This window comes from Rickettsia philipii str. 364D (assembly GCF_000283995.1).
In the GTDB taxonomy this organism is placed as follows: domain Bacteria; phylum Pseudomonadota; class Alphaproteobacteria; order Rickettsiales; family Rickettsiaceae; genus Rickettsia; species Rickettsia rickettsii.
In genome coordinates this window covers 781,428-799,962 of sequence record NC_016930.1, presented here as the reverse complement: position 1 = coordinate 799,962, position 18,535 = coordinate 781,428, and the positions used below count along the sequence as shown (strand labels likewise).

Here is an 18,535-nt window from a genome sequence, read left to right as displayed (position 1 = left end):
TGTTCCCTTCAGTTGTAGCATTATTGTATGGCTCAAATATATTATGTCTAATTGAAACTGTAACTTTCAATTAGATAAATTGTATATTTTCTATCTAATGGGCCCTTATAACATAAGTTAAATTCAAATTTAAACAGTAATGACTAAAATAAGGCTTGATGAATATTTGCTGCAAAAAGGTTTTGTAACAGATATTACCATAGCACGAAGTTTGATTATCCAAGGTAAAGTACATAATAAGCATGAGCAGTTAATTAAGCCTGGGATACAGGTTAATATAAATGACACCGACATTAAGGTAAAGCTACCGCAGCATAATTATGTTTCAAGAGGGGCATTAAAATTAATTGCCGCTTTGGATTATTTTAAAATTGATCCCGAAAATTTAGTTTGTATTGATATCGGTAGTAGCACCGGCGGTTTTACAGAAGTGTTACTTGAGCGTAAAGCAAAATTAATTTTTGCCGTAGATGTCGGTTATGGCGGACTTCATCCTAAATTACGCGATAATCCACACATTAAGGTGCTTGAGAAGACTAATGCACGATATTTAACCGATAAACAAATAATAACGAAGCCTGATTTAATTGTTTGCGATGCCAGCTTTATTAGTTTAACTACTATATTACCGACTGCACTAAATTTAGTTAAAGAAGATTGCATGCTTATTGCTTTAATAAAACCGCAGTTTGAGGTCGAAAAGCATGAAGTAGAGCAGGGAGGAGTTATTAAAAATCCTCTCTTACATCAAAAAGTATGCGATAAAATCAAAGATTGGCTTGAGAAAGAGCATAATTTTAAAATATTCGGTATAATAGCAAGTCCAATACTAGGAGCTAAGGGGAATCAAGAGTTTTTAATATGCGGAAAAAGAAAAACGCTTATTTTTCTATAGTTTATCCTTAATTTGAATTGTTTTAGTAATCATTGCATCTTCTAATGTATAATTATTCAATGTTTTTATAAATGCTTCACTTGCTTCTTTAATAAAATGTTTAAATTGGCATGAATTTGTAATTCTGCAGCTATTAGTATTTTTATTGAAACATTCTACTATATCCATATTAGGTTCTAATTTTTCTATTATATCTCCCAACTTCATGGAAGAAGGGCTAAATGCTAGCTTAATTCCTCCTCCTTTTCCTTTACTACTATTAATATATCCTAATTGTGCTAATCTATGAATCACTTTTATCAAATGATTAAGGGAAATATTATGGTACTCTGATATCTCTTTTACACTACAAATTCTTTCCGGTGTTGAAGCAAGATATATAAGGCTACGTAATCCGTAGTCGGTAAAACTTGTTAACTGCAAAAATTTTATTTATTTTTACCTTAAAAAAACGTCTATATAAGTCTAGTTACTATAATATGTATTTTAAATGCATATTTGTAGTAAAGGTTATATTATTCAAAAAGGAGTAATTATGTCTAGAACAACTATAGTGAGAGAAATAAGAAAAACTGCTGCGCTATTTAAGAATTTTGATATTACTAAATCTTTAAATTTTTATGGAAATTTAGCAACTAAATATGAAGCAGTGGTAAATGAATTTTTTAATAGTAAGGGTTTTAATACTGAAAAACCTGAGAAAGGAATACAGCCAAATGCAATGAAAAATTTTTTAAATCTTACCGGCAGTAGTATTCTAAAGGTTTTAAGTGCATATAGCGAAACAGATGAAGTAGATCTTTTAGAAGTGATCCAATCCAAGCATTAGAGAATGATCATAAATGTAAAAGAGGGCGGTATCAAAAATTGTTGATACATGTAGGGCGTAATATTCCTTCAGAGTGATATCAACCTGTTGCTGAAGAGCTTATATCAAATGTAGATGAGGGTAACAAGCTGTGGTAACGTAAATATAGTAGGAAAGCATTTTGTAAGTGCTGAAAAGAAGCAATATGATGAATTAAAAGCAAAGTATAATATAGCGAGTTTGAAAGTCATAAAATAAAAATCGAAATAGAAAGTGCTGAACAAAAAGTAATACCGCACAAACATAGGCAAATTATTACTTTTAAAGTAGGAGAAAGATACAGTGAATTTACAGTTATAAAAACCGGTCATGATGAAGAAGGTCATTGTTATGAATACTTAATAAAGAAAAATCCTAATGGAACTGTAACAAATTATCTATTTGATTCTGAAAATCATCTGGTAAAAGTACACCCTTCATATATTGAATCGGATATAGAAAACAATAAAGATCTCGTTCTTATCAGCGGCGGGTCGGGAGCAAGCCATTCTATTTCTAGAATTAATAGTATAACAAATGAAGAAAATGTTAAGCTTTCCGCCGTTATGCACATTATTCACTCTACTAGAAATAAAAACAGTGATACATTTCAATTAGATGCAGTTGTAAAAAAATTAACTGATATGGCCGCAATATGCTATACTGAAATTCACTATAAATTTTATACTCAAGATAGTTATAATAATATTAATGAGAACGATAATATACATTATCATACCGGTAGAATAGCTGAAGAATTTTTATTAGGCCTTTTAAAAGGTGAAACTGATGAAATTTGTGGGCCTCATTCTTTTAACGATCATGTGCAGCATATATTAGAAGCGAAAATGGGGGTGATGTGTATACTCAGATTCATGTATAAGCATTTTGTTCATCAGGAGGAGACTATGATTCATCTCTAAGCAGACCAGAGGGATTATCGAGTATTTGCCCCTTTATGAATATGTAGTTTTACAAAAATATAAAGTTAAATATTGCTTATATATTCTAATTAGTGTATTTTGGTTACGGATAAGCATTATAAAAATTATAGATAGGTGGGTTTATCCCACCTTTTTTGTTATAAATATCAAATATGCAAACTATTGAACAACAAATAACAAACGTAATAGAAGAATCCTTGACAGATATGGGGTTTGAGTTAGTTCTTGTGAAGTTTAAAGGTGTTAACCCTAAAGTAGTCGAGATATTGATTGATAGCTTAAACAGCGAAAAAGTATCTGTAGAAGATTGTACTAAAGCAAGTAGGACTATCTCCGCTATTCTAGATGTTGAAGATTTAATAGAAGCTGCATATTCTTTAGAGGTAGCATCAAGCGGTCTTGAACGTCCGTTAGTAAAGTTTGAAAATTATAATAGATTTTTAGCAAGAGAAGTTAAAATCAAACTTAAAGAATTATTGAACGGCAAAACTCGTTATCAGGGTAAAATAATTAAAGCCGAAAATAATAAAATATATTTAAAATGTGAGGAACAAGAAGTACTAATTGATTATGATTTAATTAAAAATGCTAATCTAGTGTTAACTGAAGAAGTATTTAAAAAATTGCTAAAGCAATAAGAGATAATGTATGTCTAATGTAGGTAATGTAGAAATTTTACAAATTATAGATTCTGTAGCTCGTGAGAAAGGAATATCAAAAGAAATTTTGATTTCAACGGTTGAACAAGCGGTACAAGCAGCAGGACGAAAAAAATACGGTAATGAATATAATATTAAAGCTCAGATAAATAGGAAAACCGGTGAGATAAATCTTTTAAGGATCTTAAAAATAGTAGAAGATGTAGAAGATTACTTAACGCAAATCTCACTTGAAGAAGCTTTAATAAAGAATCCGGAAGCTAAAATCGGTGATGAGATATATGAATATTTACCGCCGATTGATCATGCTAGAGTATCGGCTCAAGCTGCAAAACAAGTTATAACGCAACGTGTTATAGAAGCTGAACGTGAAAAACAATATCATGACTTTAAAGATAGAAAAGGCGAAATTATAAATGGGATAGTTAAGAGAATAGAATACGGTGATATCATAGTTGACCTGAGTCGTGCTGAAGCAATAATAAAAAAAGATCAATTAATTAAGGGGGAGAATTTTAAACCTAATGATCGTATAAAAGCATATGTACAGGATGTAAGGCAAGAAACAAAAGGACCGCAGATTTTCTTGTCTAGAGTAGATAACCAGATGCTAGTTAAACTATTTAAGCTAGAAGTACCTGAAATTCTTGAATCTATTATTCAAATAAAATCAGTAGCACGTGATCCCGGTTCAAAAGCAAAAATAGCGGTATTTGCTTCGGATAGTAGTATAGATCCCGTAGGCTCATGCGTAGGTATTAGAGGTAATAGAGTAAAAGCCGTAACAAATGAATTAAACGGAGAGAAAATTGATATAGTATTATGGAGTAATGATCTTGCACAGTTTATAGTTAATGCTCTTGCACCGCTTGCACCTGGGGAAATCACAAAAATTTTGATTGATGAGGATAGGCATAAGGTAGAAGTAGTAGTTTCGCAAGAAAATCAAAGTATTGCAATAGGTAGAAGAGGGCAAAATGTTCGTTTAGCTTCTCAGCTTACAGGGTGGAATATCGATATAATGACTGAAGAGCAAGAATCAAAAAGAAGAAATGAAGAGTTCTTAACTTCTACGGCATTATTTATGGAAGCTTTAGATGTTGAAGAAGTTATAGGTCAGCTTTTATCGGTAACGGGATTTAATTCAGTAGAACAAATTGCTAGTAGTGAGATTAGTACTTTAACAAGAATTGAAGGCTTTGAGGAAGAACTTGCCGTAGAGATTAAAAATCGAGCTATTAATTACGTCGACCTTAAGAATGCAAAGATTATCAAAAAGCTAGAGGATCTAGGAGTTGAGCAAGAATTAATAGATATATTAGAATTATCGCTTGAATTAATATTACAATTTGCCGAATATGGTATAAAGACCATAGAAGATTTAGGAGAGATGAGTGTAAATGAATTTAAAAATTTAGCTCCAAATTCTAATATAACGGACGAAAATATTAAATTGCTGATTAAAACTGCTAGACAGCATGGTGCATTGAAGGATAGTTAGTGGGTTGAATGTAGGGTGTATGTCATTCCTGCGAAAGCAGTCATCCAGAATAAATAGCTTAGTAATTACGGCATCCTTGAAAAATAAACCTATAAAAATAAGTTTTTTTTATAAATTTTAGTGGATTCCCGCTTGCTCGGGAATGACATAAACGAGCCATGCGAGCAACGCCGCTTTTAGCTAGGAATGACATAATCAAGTAGTAGATGGAAAAAACAGAAACACAAAGGTTTTAAATATGACGGATAACCAGGAAATCAAACCCAAAAAGTTGACACTTGGCAATTCAAAATTATCGCTTAATAAGTCTTTTGACTCTCTTACAGGAGCTCAAAGCTTTGTTAATGCTAAATCTAAAACGCTAGTAGAAGTTAGAAAAAGCTCTACCGGTAGTGCTACTACCCTCTCATTAAATAAAGAGAGGAATAGCTTAGATCAAACTGTTATTGATGCTAATAAGGAAGAATTTAACAGACGTTTATCTATTCTTAAAAAAGCTGCTGAGCAATCTCAATTAAATGACCCTTCAAAAATAAGCACTTTAAGCAAACTTGCAAGTATTAACCAGTCTGCTAATTCCAAAATAGAACCGCTAGAAACTGATAAAGAAGTTGAACAAAAACAGCAAAATACCGAAGAAAATAAAGTAGAAGTTAGTGCTAAAATCGTTCAAGATGATAAAGATATACCGTCACAAATACCTAAAAAGAAAGAAGAAACTTTTGTAAAGTCTCCTTTAGTAGGCATGCGAACACGTTACGGTATAGAATCAGAGAAAGAATTAGATAAAACAGCAGATAGTAAAATAATAGCACCAAAAATTAAGCTAGAAGAGCCAAAAAAAATCAAAAAAGCCGATCTTTTCAATATGCTTAGCGACGACGAAAGCGGCAGCTGTAGAACTAGAAGTCTTGCTTCTATAAAAAGAGCTAGAGAAAAAGAAAAGCGTAAATTAGCATCACAAGCACCTGAGAAAGTATATAGAGAAGTGACGATCCCGGAAGTTATCGGAGTCGGCGATCTTGCAAATGCTATGTCTGAAAGAGTGGCTGATGTAATTAAAGAATTAATGAAACTCGGTATTCTTGCAAATGCTAGCCAAACAATAGATGCCGATACGGCAGAACTAGTTGCAACAAATTTAGGGCATACGGTAAAAAGAGTCCAAGAGTCAGATGTTGAAAATGTTTTAATTAGTGATGATAAGGTTGAGGATTTAAGAACGCGTGCTCCGGTTGTGACGGTAATGGGTCATGTCGATCATGGTAAAACCTCATTGCTTGACGCTCTTAAGTCTACAGATATTGCTGCAGGTGAGCTAGGCGGAATTACACAACATATTGGGGCTTATAGAGTAACTCTTGCAGATGGTAGAGCAATTACTTTTATTGATACTCCGGGGCATGAAGCTTTTTCGGAAATGCGGTCAAGAGGTGCTAAAGTAACGGATATAGTTATTATAGTGGTCGCAGCAGATGATGGAATCAAAACGCAAACGGTTGAGGCAATTAATCATGCGAAAGCAGCGGGCGTTCCTATAATTGTAGCTATTAATAAGATTGATAAGCCTGATATTGATATTGAACGTGTAAAGAACGAATTATATGTCCATGAAATTATCGGCGAAGAGGCAGGTGGTGACGTTATGATTATTCCTATCTCGGCACTAAAGAAAATTAACTTAGATAAACTTGAAGAAGCAATTTTATTAATTGCAGAAATGCAGGATTTAAAGGCAAATCCTTTCGGTTCAGCTGCCGGTGTTGTAATCGAGTCAAAAATTGAACAAGGAAGAGGAACGCTAACCACTATATTAGTGCAGCGAGGTACTTTAAGAAACAGTGATATTATAATAGCTGGTACTGCTTACGGTAAAGTTAAAAAGATGACTAATGATAAGGGACTAGAAATAGTAGAAGCAACTCCGTCTGTTCCTGTAGAAATTCAGGGGTTAAATGAAGTGCCTTTTGCCGGCGATAAATTTAACATAGTACAAAATGAGAAACAAGCAAAAGATATAGCCGAATATAGAATGCGTCTTGCTAAAGAAAAAAAAATATCTATTGCACCGCGTTCAAGTTTAGAAGATTTGTTTTTAAAAGCTTCCGGTAATAGTAAAATTAAGGAATTACCTTTAATTATTAAAGGTGATGTTCAAGGGTCGGTTGAAGCTATTTCAGGTAGCTTATTAAAATTACCGAGTGATGAGATAAAGCTTCGTATACTTCATAGTGGCGTAGGTCCGATAACGGAATCCGATGTATCTCTTGCACATGCTTCTTCGGCTATTATTGTCAGCTTTAACGTTAGAGCAGGGGCAAATGCCTTAACTGCCGCAGAAAAAGAAAAAGTCGATATTCGATATTATAGTATAATATATCATTTAATTGATGATATAAAAGCCATTATGAGCGGTATGCTTGATCCGATCGTTAGAGAGCAGTATATCGGAAGCGCAGACATTAGACAAATATTTAATATTACCAAAGTTGGCAAAATCGCCGGTAGCTATGTAACTAAAGGGATTATTAAGAAAGGAGCAGGCGTACGCTTATTACGTGATAATGTAGTCATTCATGAAGGAAAACTCAAAACTTTAAAACGCTTTAAAGATGAAGTTAAAGAAGTTAGAGAAGGATATGAGTGTGGTATAGCATTTGAAAATTACGAAGATATTAGAGAAGGAGACACAGTTGAAGTTTTTGAGCTAATGCAAGAACAAAGACAATTATAATATACTCGTTGAACTTCAAAAATTGCCTACATTATCATACAAGTACTGCGGCGTTGTTGCATGGGTACTACTAAATCGTCATTGCGAGTAGTTGTAGACTGTATGGCAATCTCATGCAATAATAACAAACTCCTGAGATTGCTTCGTCAATTACTTCGTAATTTCCTCGCAATGACGAAAAGTTAGAACCACGCAACAACGTCCTGCTTTCGCAGGCATGACATTTAGTAGAATATCCCTTTTTGATTAATCAATTTTAAGTAAAATATAATAAAAAGTTAATAATTATTAGCCTTTATCTTGACCTCCTCATAATTTCTATTATAATGCAATGTTGATTATTGTAATCAGAAATGAGGAAAAATTATGGCCATAACATCAATTTTTAATAAGTTACAAAATTTAATCCCAAATAATACCTCTCCAAAGTCGGCCTCCTATCTTGCTAACGATGAATTTGAGTTTATAACTTCTCCTACTAAGCAAGAAGAAAATACTGATTTTTTAGCAGCGTTAGATAATTCAATTAAGCAGTATGACGAAAAAAGTGCAAGATGTAATAAAAAAATAGTAGAAGCTCAAGCTAAAGATCCTTTTTTAAATTCTAAAATAATCTTCCAAGAAGCAGTAAAAGGTCAGCCAGATACTCTAGGCATCTCTCAAATCAGATTTACAGATCTTGTAAATAAGCTTGATGGTAGTGAAAAAGTAACTAACACACCTAAAAGTAAAGGTTTTTTCAGTACATTTAGTTCATCATTAAAAACAGTTTATGATTCCGGAGTAAAGAGTTTTAATATTATAAAAAATACATCTAGTATTCTTTCTTCTAAAGTTGCTGAAACTTTTAATTTTGTGAGTAATAAAGTTTTTTCTTATTTAAATAATAACGCTGAAGAAACATTTAATCTCTTAGATCAACTAGAAACTCTTCCTGATAATGAGTTAGTAGAAGCAATTTTAAACACGTCTGAAAATGCATTAGATGAAGTTTTTGAAAAGATAACATATAAAAAATTGGTAGAATTAATTAATAATATTTCCGATGAACAAGCACAAAAATTAGTTCATTATATTTTGCCGGAGCATTTTGAAAAATTAATGCAATTTATTCCATTAGATAAATTAAATACATATATCGATACTACCCTTTCTTTAGAAAAGCTTACCGAGCAGGAACTAAAAAAATTATCAGATGAGGATATTTCTGATGAACAGCTTGAAAATATAATTATTTTAGCAGGAGAAGAAAAGCTTGCAGAAAATTTTGATATTATTCCAAATAAAAATTTAGTAAGAATCATGAGTCATATTTCAAATGATAAGCTAGCACCAATAATTTGGCACGCCTCAGATGAAAGTCTAGTAAGAATCATTGATATTATTAACTCGGATAATCATGATTTATCGAAATCATTAGTTGGGCAAATAATAGCCTTAATACACGACAAGAAGTGTGTAAAACAAGAATCAGGTGCAGTCTCTGATAGTGATTCCGGATTCTTTGATTATGAAGATGAAATAAAAGTATCAGGCAATCAAGTAGAACACTCTAATAGTGATTTTACTATGAAATTATCTTATCATTTTGGAGTCTTTAATTATGAAGATGATGTAGTATACTTATAATAAAGCTCTTATGTCATTTCGTTGATTATAGAAATCCAGTAAATGGATTCCTACTTTTAACTAGGAATGGCATAATTGATTGCGATTTTAGCATCAGGAGGGCGTATGTATAGTGGCTCGATAGAGCTATTTAATTTTACATCGCTCGACAATCTACTAGCAATATATCTACAGGTAACCCAAGCTTTAACTCGTGCAAAACGTGGCAAGGTTATTATATTCGGCAAATGCATAATTTGGTGATATATAAATTCAAGTCCGCTACCGCAACAAACTATATTTTCTTTCTCATTTGTAAGCAGTTTTATAGCATACTCGAAATCTATCAATAACGGCTCTTCTATTTGTCCTGATTTATGAAAAACTTGCATATAAAGCTGTGAGCGATAAGCGTTTAAAAAGACATATATTTTATCATAATCTTTAACTTGAGTTATGGCTCTAAAATAAGCATATTCAAAATTGCTAACCGCTACTGCTTTAATATTCTCCTTGGAAAATAATATACCTTTAGCACTAGCAAGTCCTATTCTAATGCCGGTAAAGCTACCGGGTCCGTTAGTTACAGCTAAATAATCTAAATCATCATATGAACATTTAGCTGATTTCATCACGTCTTCTATCATCGGCATTAGATTTTCTGCTTGCATAGAAGGACGTAATTCTTCTATACATGCAAGGATATTCTCATTTTCGGATATTGCTACCGATGCAGTATTATTGGCTGTGTCAAATGCTAGTATTTTCATAGATTATTATTTGAATAAGTCACTATGTGTACCGGTATGTATATAGATAGTGTACCAGGAAATTTTTGAAAAGCCCTTATGTCATTAAATCTTGATTTTAAAGATTTTTTTTATTATGTTACTTTCTTCTTGAGTAAAGCTTTTAAGAAGCTTTACTCAACTGGATTCTCGCTTTCGCAGGAATGACATGGAATAAAATAGTAGAGGTTTGCAGAATCATATTAAATTAAGGTTTTTATACATTTCTTTATACGCAGAATATTTATTAATATTTAAACCTTTTGCTGATTCTTCTAATATTTTTATTGATTCTGCATTTAATGCTTTTTCCTGTGCTATTTTATGATATATCGCTTCTCTTACAAAATTCATAATAGTATCATTTTGCAGTGTGAACTTTAAGAAAATGATGTAATTCGTTTGGTATATCTATGCTTAGTCTAGTCATATTACATACTTATTTAAGTAATTACTTAAGTAAGTATATCATAAAATAAGAAAAATAAAAGTAAAAATATAGTCTCTAAAAATTATTTAAAGTATATTCAATAAAAGTTTGGCGTGCTTCAACCTGTCTATTATTATGAAATAAATATCTATTAAAAAAATAGTTTGTTAGAGCTAAAGCTTGCCGTTTTTCTTCTAATGTAATCTCACTATTATCTGAAAGTAAAAATCTTGGTAACATCAATAATTTATCTTTATAAGGTTTGCCTACTTCATATGATAATGCTCTAGCTGATTTAGGTGATACATAGATTAAATCAGTTGTAACATGGCTCACGCCGCACTTGGTAAGATCAAGCTTATAACCCGTCTCGGCAAGTAAAGCTAGCTCAAAATTAATATAATCACGAAAACAAAAATGCTTTGATAAATTATCTAAATAGTTAATTAGAAATGAAAAAAATTTAGAATGTTCTTCTCTTTCATGAAATAACTCTTTGATTAAAGATATAACGGAATTAAAAGCATATAATTTAGTTTTATTTGTGATAAAATAACCGGTGTAAGATTTAATGAGTTCACATTTAGCCATGCCAATATGTTCATGTAATCTTGCCTGCCAAAGAAAATCTATAATATTCCCTTCTTGATATATAAATTTACTTTTTTTAGAAAATTCTTTTACAACTCCCGAATATAAACCATGATTTTTAGTAAAAACCGTAATAATAAATGTATTTTCTTTCAAAGGTTTTTTAGCAATTATTACTCCTATATCTTTGATATTCATGGTTTTTTTTATTAAATTTTTGTCATTGCAAGGAAAATTACGGAGTAATTGACGAAGCAATCCAGTTAAAAATGCTAATTTTTAGCATTTTTTTAATTATTTTCTGGATTGTCGTGCTCCTTTCAGTCGCTCGCAATGACGGTTTGATATCCGTACAACAACCCCCTAGCTTCCTCAGAATTCCCTGTATATGATATATTCTTATACCCTAGTTTGATTGCAGTAAATAAAGCGGCGTGATCCTCTCCTACATTTACGGTAAGATCTAAAACTTTTTCTGGAAATTCTTTACTTAGAGTTTTAAACATGTAATCAATTGCTAGCATACCGTAATATTTTACGCTAGAGGCATGATTTGTTAATATCAGCTGTTCTTCTACACTAGATAAAAAATTACGTGCTTCTTCCAAATTTCTTATTTCATAAACTATACTCATTTAATTATCTCTTTTAGGTCCTTTAAATGTGAGACGGAAGATATAAAGTCATACGTTAAATTTTCAAATTTAGAGCAGATAATCTTATTAAATCCAAGTTTTACGGCTTCTTTTATTCTTGTTTCTGCTTTTGCGGTTTTTCTTATTTCACCCGATAAGCTTATTTCGCCGAAAAAGACGCTATGTTCGGGTACAGGGTTGCCGGTTGCAGCAGATATTAAGCTCGCTGTTACTGCTAAATCAGAAGCAGGATCGGCAATTTTAAGTCCCCCCGCAATGCTTAAATATACCTCATAATTAGCAAGATTCAGTCCTATCCTACTACTAAGCACGGCAAGTATCATTGATAACCTATTAGCATCCCAGCCCACCGCAGAGCGTCTAGGAGTTACCATATTTGAGGGTACTATAAGGGCTTGTACTTCCATCAGTAACGGTCTTGAACCTTCGATTCCTGCAAAAATAGACGTACCTATAACGTTCTGTTCTCGCTGCATTAAAAATAGTTCAGACGGATTTGTTACTTCAATAAGCCCGCTGCCGTTCATCTCAAATACTCCTATTTCACCCACACCGCCAAAACGATTTTTATATGAGCGTAAAATACGGAAATGATTATTATGATCTCCCTCAAAATATAGCACGGTATCCACTAAATGTTCAAGTATCTTAGGACCTGCTAGTTGTCCGTCTTTAGTGACGTGACAGCTTAATAAAATAATTATATTGTTTTGCTTAGCATAATTAACAAGCTCATTTGCACATGTACGAATTTGCGAAACAGTGCCTGGAGGCGATGATAATTCTTTTGTGGTAATTGTTTGAATAGAATCAATCACTATTAAATCAATATTATTTTTATTAGCTTCTATACTCGCAATAATATCTTCCAAATTAGTAGCTGCTAAAATATCGGTATTATAGTTAGTTAGGTTTAGCCTTATGGCCCTTAATTTTATTTGGTCTAACGATTCTTCGCCCGTTATATATAAGCAATTCATCTTTGATGCAAAGTTACTTGCTGCTAGCTGTAGTAACAAAGTAGATTTGCCTATACCAGGGTCTCCTCCTATTAATATAGCAGAACCAAGCACTAAACCGCCGCCTAGTACTCTATTGAATTCACCGATAGGGGTAGGGATGCGTAACTGCTCGGTTACATGCCCTGAAAGTTTATCGAAGTCTTGCTTGCTACCGACTTTAACAATTGCTTGATTTGTACTTATTATCTCTTCGACAATACTACCCCATACACCGCAATCAAAGCACTGCCCTGACCATTTAGGACTAATATTTCCACAGTTAGAACATATGTAATGTTTTTTGGTCATGTTTGTTTTTTAATGTCTTGTTACGCGGTTCTATGTCATTCCCACGAAAGCGGGCATCCAGAAAAAATAACCTTAATACAGGTACAAAATTACATACTATTAATAAAATAAAAATATAAAAACAAGTTTTTATATTTTATATGTTTTACTGGATTCCCGCCTGCGCGGGAATGACGGTAAAGCTCAAAACCAACAGCTTACTCTTACCATATAGTTTTTCACGTATAATTTCAATATTTTCATCTAAAATATAATCATCTGTTTTAGCCATCTCAATAACTATAATAGCACCGTCTTTGAGCCAATTATTTTTTATCAGCAGTTTCATTACTTTAGGCACTATATTTTTATGATAAGGGGGGTCTATAAAGACAAGATCAAATGATTTATTAGACATCTTCCCAAACTTCGCTTCTAGAGGTAATTTAGACGTTGATCCGGTACTCGCATCCTCACGTACTAGTGTGTACGCTGCGGTGCTGTGTTCCGTGTCTCCTTGAGATCCCTCTCTATAAGCTGGTTTAAAAAGATGTTTAGTAGCTTTCGTTAGATTTAAAGCATTAATATTAACAAAATTAACATTATTTTCAATGTTTAGAGATTTAGCAAATCCTTCTGCTATTTTTAATGAGGATGTATCAATATCAATTAAGGTAGCAAAGCCTGCTCCTCTTGATAGGCTCTCAAAAGCAAGGCTACCACTACCGGCAAATAAATCGAGAATGTGAGTATTTTCGTTAAATAATTTATTATCGGTAAACTCACCGGAGGTTAATATACTAAATATTGCCTCTTTGAGTTTACCGGTGGAAGGTCGATATTTGATATTTTTAGCGGTAGGTATAATTTGGTTTCTATATTTACCGGATATTATTTTTAACACTTATTTAGTTATATGCTTCTTTTATTGAGCGTGATTTTTTTTCGTCTTTTATTTTTGTGGCAAACCCTTTGCCTTGAGTGTTAGGCTTAAATTTTGCTGCGAATGTATTAGATTTTGCTTGTTGTTTTTCTACAGTTTTATCTTTCTTTTCTTTGATTTCTACTTTTGGCGTTGCTTGGTTTAAATTATTTTGTGCTTGTTTTAAAAGATCTTGTTCTTTAGCTTTATCAATATTATTATTTACATTATTTAAATTTTCTTCCCTTTCTTTAGATTTTTCTGTCTCAGCTTTTTGTCTTGCTTGTTGTTTTGCTGTTACTAATTCATCAATATTTTTAGGAGGTGGTGAGATATATTTATCTATACTACTAGTTAAGTTTTCAAATGACTTCTGAAGATTGCGTAAAGGTTTTTGAGTGAGTTTATAAGTTCCGGTAGCGACTAGTCCTCCGGCCAAAATACCTGCGCCTAGAATGACAGCTTTAGTAGTAAGGGCCGTGCCGGTGACCAATAACACAGGCATTGCTACGAAAGGTGCAGCTGCTACTGCAAGACCGGCTACTACGGCAAGTCCTACTAAAAATTTTTTACTTGCTAAAAAATTTGTTACGCGGCTAATTCCTGATGTAATACTTTTAGCAAGTTTTGTACAAAGCTGTCCTACTCCGGTTTTCAGAAACCAACCGCTTTTCTCTCTTGCATGAATTTTATCTTGTAATTTAGCATGTTCGTTAATATTGACAGATGTTTTTTTACCGTCTTTATCTTGATGATCTAAATTCCCTTTAGCCTCACCTTTAGTATCATGCATCTTTGTAGCATCGTTGATTTTTGCTTTATCAAAATCTGCTCCTTCTTTATTAATTCCAGCGAGATTTGCTGCTTTTAGATTCGCTTGTTTTAGATTTGCTTCTTTAAATATAGCCTCGGCTGCTTCCACTGCTTGCATATCGGCATTTTCCAACACTGCTTTAGTGAAATTGGCTTTAGTAAGATCGGCACGCTGCATAATTGCATTTTTAAAGTTAGCTTCCTTAGCATTAATATTTTTAGCAATAGCATCCGAAATATTTAATCCCTCGGCTTCTGCTTTTTCTAAAGTAGCATTACTTAACTTAGCAAATTGTGCAGTTGCATTAGTAAGTGTAGCGTTTGTAAGATCGGCATATTCAAGATTTGCTTTATCAAGCTGTGCTTTTGTTAAATCAGCGTTCTTAAGTTTAACACGTTGCATTATAGCTTCTCTTAAGTCAGCTTCTTTTAAAGATAGTATATTTTCAAATTCAGCATCGCTAAAATAGGCATTTCTTGCAGTTATGCCTTGCATGTTACATTGCTCTTTAAATTTTGCTTCTAATGCATGTGTTTTATTCATAAAAACATTTTCAAGATTAGTAGAAACGATATTTGCTTGATCTAGAAGTGCATTATTTAAAACTACCCCCTGCATTTGCACTCTTTGCATATCTGCATAGGCAAGCGATATACCGGTCAGATTAGAATTTTTCCATTCTGAATCTTTAATAATGAACTTTTCGGCATCGGCATTAACCATCATAACCGCATTAAATTTGCTATTTGTTACCTCTACTTCAGATAAATCTACTTTAGGCATGTAAGCTCTCGACATATCACTATTTTCAATTTTGCTCTTTTTAAGATCAGCAAAAAGAAATCCTGCGTTACGAGCCGTAACATTTTGAACAACGGCATTTTGTAAATTAGCTCCTTCAAAATTAGTAAAATCTAAATTACAATTTGAGATTTTGACACTCTCTAAGTTGGCTGAAGCAAATAATGTATTCTTCAGGTTAAGATTAGTAAGAGTTTTACCTGATAAATTAATCGCTGAAAGATCAGGAACTATATTTAAATCTTCTGAAAGATTTTTTTGCTTTCTAACAAATTCGGTAAGAGATAATTTTGTATTGGATTGTTTTGCTGCTTCAGCTAAATATAGATCAAATTCGGCAGAAGTTAATTTTATATATTCTTTCGGTATATCTCGTTCTTTGGCAGTCGAGCCTATAATATATGATGGGTCTAGTGTTATTTGTATTTCTTCGTCTTTTAACTGCTCAAAAATACCCTCTAAACCCTTACCGCAGAACATTCTAAGATTATCTAAAGCATATACTTCAGTTTCTAATTTGTTTACTTCATGCTGTAACTTGTTGATTTTTTCTAGTGCGTTTTGTCGGTTTCTAGCAATAGTTTCTGCACTATTCCAAAAAGCATTTAAAAAATTGGTAGCAATCCCAGGATTATCTAAATTTTGCTTTAGAGTTTCTAACTCTTCTTGCTTAGTCTTTAGTTCTTTTGATTTGATGTTCCATAAAGTTTGTTCGTCTTCTCCAGCCAAAATATATTTCTTTGTCTTCGTAGCTTCATCTATAACTATTTCTTTGATATGTTCTTTTTCTAAATCTTTATCTATATATTGATTTAATCTTTCAAGATCTGAAAAAGATAGTTTTATATCTCGTATTTTATCTTTGAGATTGGGGATTTTATAGTTATCATAATCATAATCTTTATAATTAAAATCTGTATAATGAAGATTTGCTCCTCTAAAGTCGGTACCGATAAATGTACAATCATTAAATTGTACATTTGTTAAATCTGAATCACATAATATGGTATTTGTTAAGTCACAATTATTAAATACGGCATCTGTTAGTATTGTACCTTGGAAATTAGCATTGGCTAAATCTGCGTTAATTTCCATATTTTCTAAACTAGTAATGATAATGTTATCATTATCTTCAGCGAAATATTTATTTTTGATAAAATCATTTAGCGAGACACTAGGGTTATCTTTTATATAACCAAGGTAATCGTTTAGGTCTTTTTCTGCACATGTATATATATTAAGATTTGTCATATGTATTCTATATGATTAGTTAAAATGTATTAATAATAACACATTACTAATTATTTTCCAGTATTTTATTATTTATTTCTTTATAATCTCCGGGTTTTAGATTATCTATTGTAAAACTACCATATTGAATCCTAATTAATTTGTTAACTTTTAGTCCACAATACTCGAATATTCTTCTAATTTCACGATTTTTTCCTTCAAATAAAACTACTTCAAACCAACAATTAGTCTTATTTTGCTTAAGTAATTTTATCGAATGAGGGTTATAAAATATCCCGTCAATTTCTAAATTTTTATAATTGCTTTTTAGTAGAACATCAGACTTCCCATACGCCCTAACATGATATACTCGCTTTAACCTACTTGAGGGGAGCTCAAACTGACGAGCTAAATCACCGCTATTAGTTAGTAATAATAAACCTTCGCTATTTAAATCCAGCCTACCTATTGAAATAACACGAGGTAAACCGGTTAGCTGTTCAAACACTGTTTTACGAGATAAAGGATCTTTATGAGTGGTAATTAAACCAACAGGTTTGTAATAAATCCAAAGCCTTGGTTTGTGTATATTATTGATTAATGTGCCTGATACTTCAATTTGATTACTAATATCAACATTTGTAGTCGGTGATAAAATTGTAATGCCGTCTACTTTTACCTGTCCTTCAACTATCAGCTTTTCAGCATCACGCCTAGAACAAACTCCTGCATTACTAATTATTTTAGCTAATCTATGCATTTTTAAATATAGTAATTTTCAATAGACCTCTTCCCAAGCGTAGTCTAGAGATAATTTATACGTCGATTCGGTACTCGCATCTTCACGTATTTCTATATATGCTGTGGTGCTGTGTCCCGTGTCTCCGTTAAATTCCTCTCTATAAGTTGGTTTGGGAAGAGGTCTAATAAGAATATATAAAAATACCCTTAAAAAGCAATATTAATAATTTTACATAAATTATTAATATAATTATACTATACCGCTACATATGTTTTAACAAAATTATACTAATGTTAATGTTACTTATCAAAACTTTTTATTCTTTAAAATTCTTATCGTCTTTTTTTAGCTGATTTTCTTTTTAACAAAAATTAAGTCCTTTGCTTTAATTTAAACTTCATTAAATTATGCAAAAACTTATTGGTTCAATCCTGTTAATTTCAGGTACTTGTATAGGTAGCGGTATGATAGCACTACCCATGGTATTAGCAAAATTAGGTTATAATACCTAGTATAATATTGATGTTTGTAATTTGGTTTATAATGTATTATACTTCTTTAATTAACCTAGAGCTTAATCTTCAAGCGGGTAAAGGCTTAACACTTGGGCATTGGGAAAATATTTTTCAGGACATACTGCTCAAATCATCGGTACTGTAAGCCTTAAGCTTCTTTCATATGCTTTACTTGCAGTATTTATATACGGAGGCTCTTCAATATTACAGAAGTTATTAGCTTTAAATACAAGTATAACTTATATAGGAGCATGGTGTATTATTATTACCTCTAAAAGAAATATCTATATGGGGTATAGTCACTCCGGTAGTTTTTACTTCATTTAGTTTTCAAGTAATCTTCCATACCTTAACTAATTATTGTAACAAAAATGCTAAAGACGGCGTTTTTATTTGGAAGCTTAATTCCTGCAATAGTATATATAATTTGGACTTGTAGTATTCTTATTGTAGTACATCATAATAATCCAACATTTTATCAACAAATGATTACCAGTAATGTAGAAGTCGGAGATTTAAGGAATTAAGTAATATAGCAAAATGGCCGTTCGTACAATTATTAGTTTAGA

Annotated in this window: 18 protein-coding genes and 1 pseudogene; 9 read left to right on the top strand and 10 right to left on the bottom strand. The window is 32.1% G+C overall.

All coding sequences use genetic code 11. The features are described 5' to 3' along the window. The first annotated feature begins 139 nt into the window (after nt 1–139). Nucleotides 140–895: a TlyA family RNA methyltransferase gene (locus tag RSA_RS04150; RefSeq protein ID WP_012150998.1), complete on the top strand. Its 756-nt coding sequence runs from the start codon at nt 140–142 to the stop codon at nt 893–895. Here RSA_RS04150 and RSA_RS04145 read toward each other — a convergent pair. Beyond that, entirely contained in the window at nt 890–1,318 is a 429-nt protein-coding gene (locus RSA_RS04145; protein WP_014364825.1) for an Rrf2 family transcriptional regulator, read from the bottom strand. The two genes, RSA_RS04150 and RSA_RS04145, sit on opposite strands and share 6 nt — an antisense overlap. Before the next feature lie 112 nt (nt 1,319–1,430). On the opposite strand from RSA_RS04145, the gene RSA_RS09550 reads away from it, so the two are divergent. From RSA_RS09550 to RSA_RS04115, 6 genes are all read left to right on the top strand, one after another. Next, the gene (locus tag RSA_RS09550) at nt 1,431–1,724 is read left to right on the top strand and encodes a hypothetical protein (RefSeq protein ID WP_230455885.1); all 294 of its coding nucleotides are present in this window, start codon (nt 1,431–1,433) and stop codon (nt 1,722–1,724) included. Between the two features lie 584 nt (nt 1,725–2,308). Beyond that, complete coding sequence (locus tag RSA_RS04135; RefSeq protein WP_014364823.1) at nt 2,309–2,665, top strand: hypothetical protein; 357 nt, start codon at nt 2,309–2,311, stop codon at nt 2,663–2,665. A 173-nt stretch (nt 2,666–2,838) separates the two neighbouring features. After that, nucleotides 2,839–3,324, top strand: a complete 486-nt coding sequence (rimP, locus tag RSA_RS04130; RefSeq protein WP_014364822.1) for a ribosome maturation factor RimP — start codon at nt 2,839–2,841, stop codon at nt 3,322–3,324. Between the two features lie 10 nt (nt 3,325–3,334). Further along, on the top strand, nt 3,335–4,846 hold the full coding sequence (gene nusA / locus RSA_RS04125; RefSeq protein ID WP_014364821.1) for a transcription termination factor NusA: 1,512 nt from the start codon (nt 3,335–3,337) through the stop codon (nt 4,844–4,846). A 238-nt stretch (nt 4,847–5,084) separates the two neighbouring features. Continuing rightward, a complete protein-coding gene (gene infB / locus RSA_RS04120; protein WP_014364820.1) occupies nt 5,085–7,580 on the top strand; it encodes a translation initiation factor IF-2 in 2,496 nt (831 codons plus the stop codon). 366 nt (nt 7,581–7,946) lie between these two features. Next, complete coding sequence (locus RSA_RS04115; RefSeq protein WP_014364819.1) at nt 7,947–9,209, top strand: hypothetical protein; 1,263 nt, start codon at nt 7,947–7,949, stop codon at nt 9,207–9,209. 56 nt (nt 9,210–9,265) lie between these two features. Here RSA_RS04115 and tsaB read toward each other — a convergent pair whose 3' ends face one another. From tsaB to RSA_RS07670, 9 genes and pseudogenes are all read right to left on the bottom strand, one after another. Beyond that, nucleotides 9,266–9,958 carry a tRNA (adenosine(37)-N6)-threonylcarbamoyltransferase complex dimerization subunit type 1 TsaB gene (gene tsaB, locus RSA_RS04110; protein ID WP_012150990.1) on the bottom strand — a complete coding sequence of 231 codons (693 nt, stop codon included), beginning with the start codon at nt 9,956–9,958 and terminating at the stop codon, nt 9,266–9,268. Between the two features lie 216 nt (nt 9,959–10,174). Next, nucleotides 10,175–10,330, bottom strand: coding sequence for a hypothetical protein (locus tag RSA_RS08975; protein WP_014364818.1), 156 nt, complete (start codon nt 10,328–10,330; stop codon nt 10,175–10,177). 151 nt (nt 10,331–10,481) lie between these two features. Next, a complete protein-coding gene (gene recO / locus RSA_RS04105) occupies nt 10,482–11,195 on the bottom strand; it encodes a DNA repair protein RecO (protein WP_012150988.1) in 714 nt (237 codons plus the stop codon). A gap of 122 nt (nt 11,196–11,317) precedes the next feature. Further along, on the bottom strand, nt 11,318–11,632 hold the full coding sequence (locus tag RSA_RS04100) for a hypothetical protein (RefSeq protein ID WP_004998178.1): 315 nt from the start codon (nt 11,630–11,632) through the stop codon (nt 11,318–11,320). After that, a complete protein-coding gene (gene radA, locus RSA_RS04095; RefSeq protein WP_012150986.1) occupies nt 11,629–12,963 on the bottom strand; it encodes a DNA repair protein RadA in 1,335 nt (444 codons plus the stop codon). Before radA ends, RSA_RS04100 begins: the two co-directional genes overlap by 4 nt. Nucleotides 12,964–13,108: 145 nt before the next feature. Next, entirely contained in the window at nt 13,109–13,846 is a 738-nt protein-coding gene (locus RSA_RS04090) for an RsmD family RNA methyltransferase (protein WP_014364817.1), read from the bottom strand. 4 nt (nt 13,847–13,850) lie between these two features. Next, complete coding sequence (locus RSA_RS04085; RefSeq protein ID WP_014364816.1) at nt 13,851–16,730, bottom strand: pentapeptide repeat-containing protein; 2,880 nt, start codon at nt 16,728–16,730, stop codon at nt 13,851–13,853. 46 nt (nt 16,731–16,776) lie between these two features. Next, the gene (locus RSA_RS04080; RefSeq protein WP_012262460.1) at nt 16,777–17,469 is read right to left on the bottom strand and encodes a pseudouridine synthase; all 693 of its coding nucleotides are present in this window, start codon (nt 17,467–17,469) and stop codon (nt 16,777–16,779) included. A gap of 42 nt (nt 17,470–17,511) precedes the next feature. Next, nucleotides 17,512–17,643, bottom strand: a pseudogene (locus tag RSA_RS07670) (palindromic element RPE1 domain-containing protein); the annotation flags it as partial. A gap of 215 nt (nt 17,644–17,858) precedes the next feature. Here RSA_RS07670 and RSA_RS10480 point away from each other — a divergent pair. Both RSA_RS10480 and RSA_RS09545 read left to right on the top strand, forming a co-directional pair. Further along, entirely contained in the window at nt 17,859–17,963 is a 105-nt protein-coding gene (locus RSA_RS10480) for an aromatic amino acid transport family protein (RefSeq protein WP_012150982.1), read from the top strand. A 99-nt stretch (nt 17,964–18,062) separates the two neighbouring features. Next, nucleotides 18,063–18,293, top strand: a complete 231-nt coding sequence (locus RSA_RS09545; protein ID WP_014362372.1) for a to amino acid permease — start codon at nt 18,063–18,065, stop codon at nt 18,291–18,293. Nucleotides 18,294–18,535: the final 242 nt, after the last annotated feature.

Bases quoted from the DNA above. Each gene is read 5' to 3' on its own strand.
- infB (WP_014364820.1), top strand. From the start codon at position 5,085: ATGACGGATAACCAGGAAATCAAACCCAAAAAGTTGACACTTGGCAAT.
- RSA_RS04080 (WP_012262460.1), bottom strand. From the start codon at position 17,469: ATGCATAGATTAGCTAAAATAATTAGTAATGCAGGAGTTTGTTCTAGG.
- RSA_RS04115 (WP_014364819.1), top strand. From the start codon at position 7,947: ATGGCCATAACATCAATTTTTAATAAGTTACAAAATTTAATCCCAAAT.
- RSA_RS09550 (WP_230455885.1), top strand. From the start codon at position 1,431: ATGTCTAGAACAACTATAGTGAGAGAAATAAGAAAAACTGCTGCGCTA.
- RSA_RS04100 (WP_004998178.1), bottom strand. From the start codon at position 11,632: ATGAGTATAGTTTATGAAATAAGAAATTTGGAAGAAGCACGTAATTTT.
- tsaB (WP_012150990.1), bottom strand. From the start codon at position 9,958: ATGAAAATACTAGCATTTGACACAGCCAATAATACTGCATCGGTAGCA.
- RSA_RS04085 (WP_014364816.1), bottom strand. From the start codon at position 16,730: ATGACAAATCTTAATATATATACATGTGCAGAAAAAGACCTAAACGAT.
- RSA_RS04150 (WP_012150998.1), top strand. From the start codon at position 140: ATGACTAAAATAAGGCTTGATGAATATTTGCTGCAAAAAGGTTTTGTA.
- rimP (WP_014364822.1), top strand. From the start codon at position 2,839: ATGCAAACTATTGAACAACAAATAACAAACGTAATAGAAGAATCCTTG.
- recO (WP_012150988.1), bottom strand. From the start codon at position 11,195: ATGAATATCAAAGATATAGGAGTAATAATTGCTAAAAAACCTTTGAAA.
- nusA (WP_014364821.1), top strand. From the start codon at position 3,335: ATGTCTAATGTAGGTAATGTAGAAATTTTACAAATTATAGATTCTGTA.
- RSA_RS08975 (WP_014364818.1), bottom strand. From the start codon at position 10,330: ATGAATTTTGTAAGAGAAGCGATATATCATAAAATAGCACAGGAAAAA.
- radA (WP_012150986.1), bottom strand. From the start codon at position 12,963: ATGACCAAAAAACATTACATATGTTCTAACTGTGGAAATATTAGTCCT.
- RSA_RS04135 (WP_014364823.1), top strand. From the start codon at position 2,309: ATGCACATTATTCACTCTACTAGAAATAAAAACAGTGATACATTTCAA.
- RSA_RS10480 (WP_012150982.1), top strand. From the start codon at position 17,859: ATGCAAAAACTTATTGGTTCAATCCTGTTAATTTCAGGTACTTGTATA.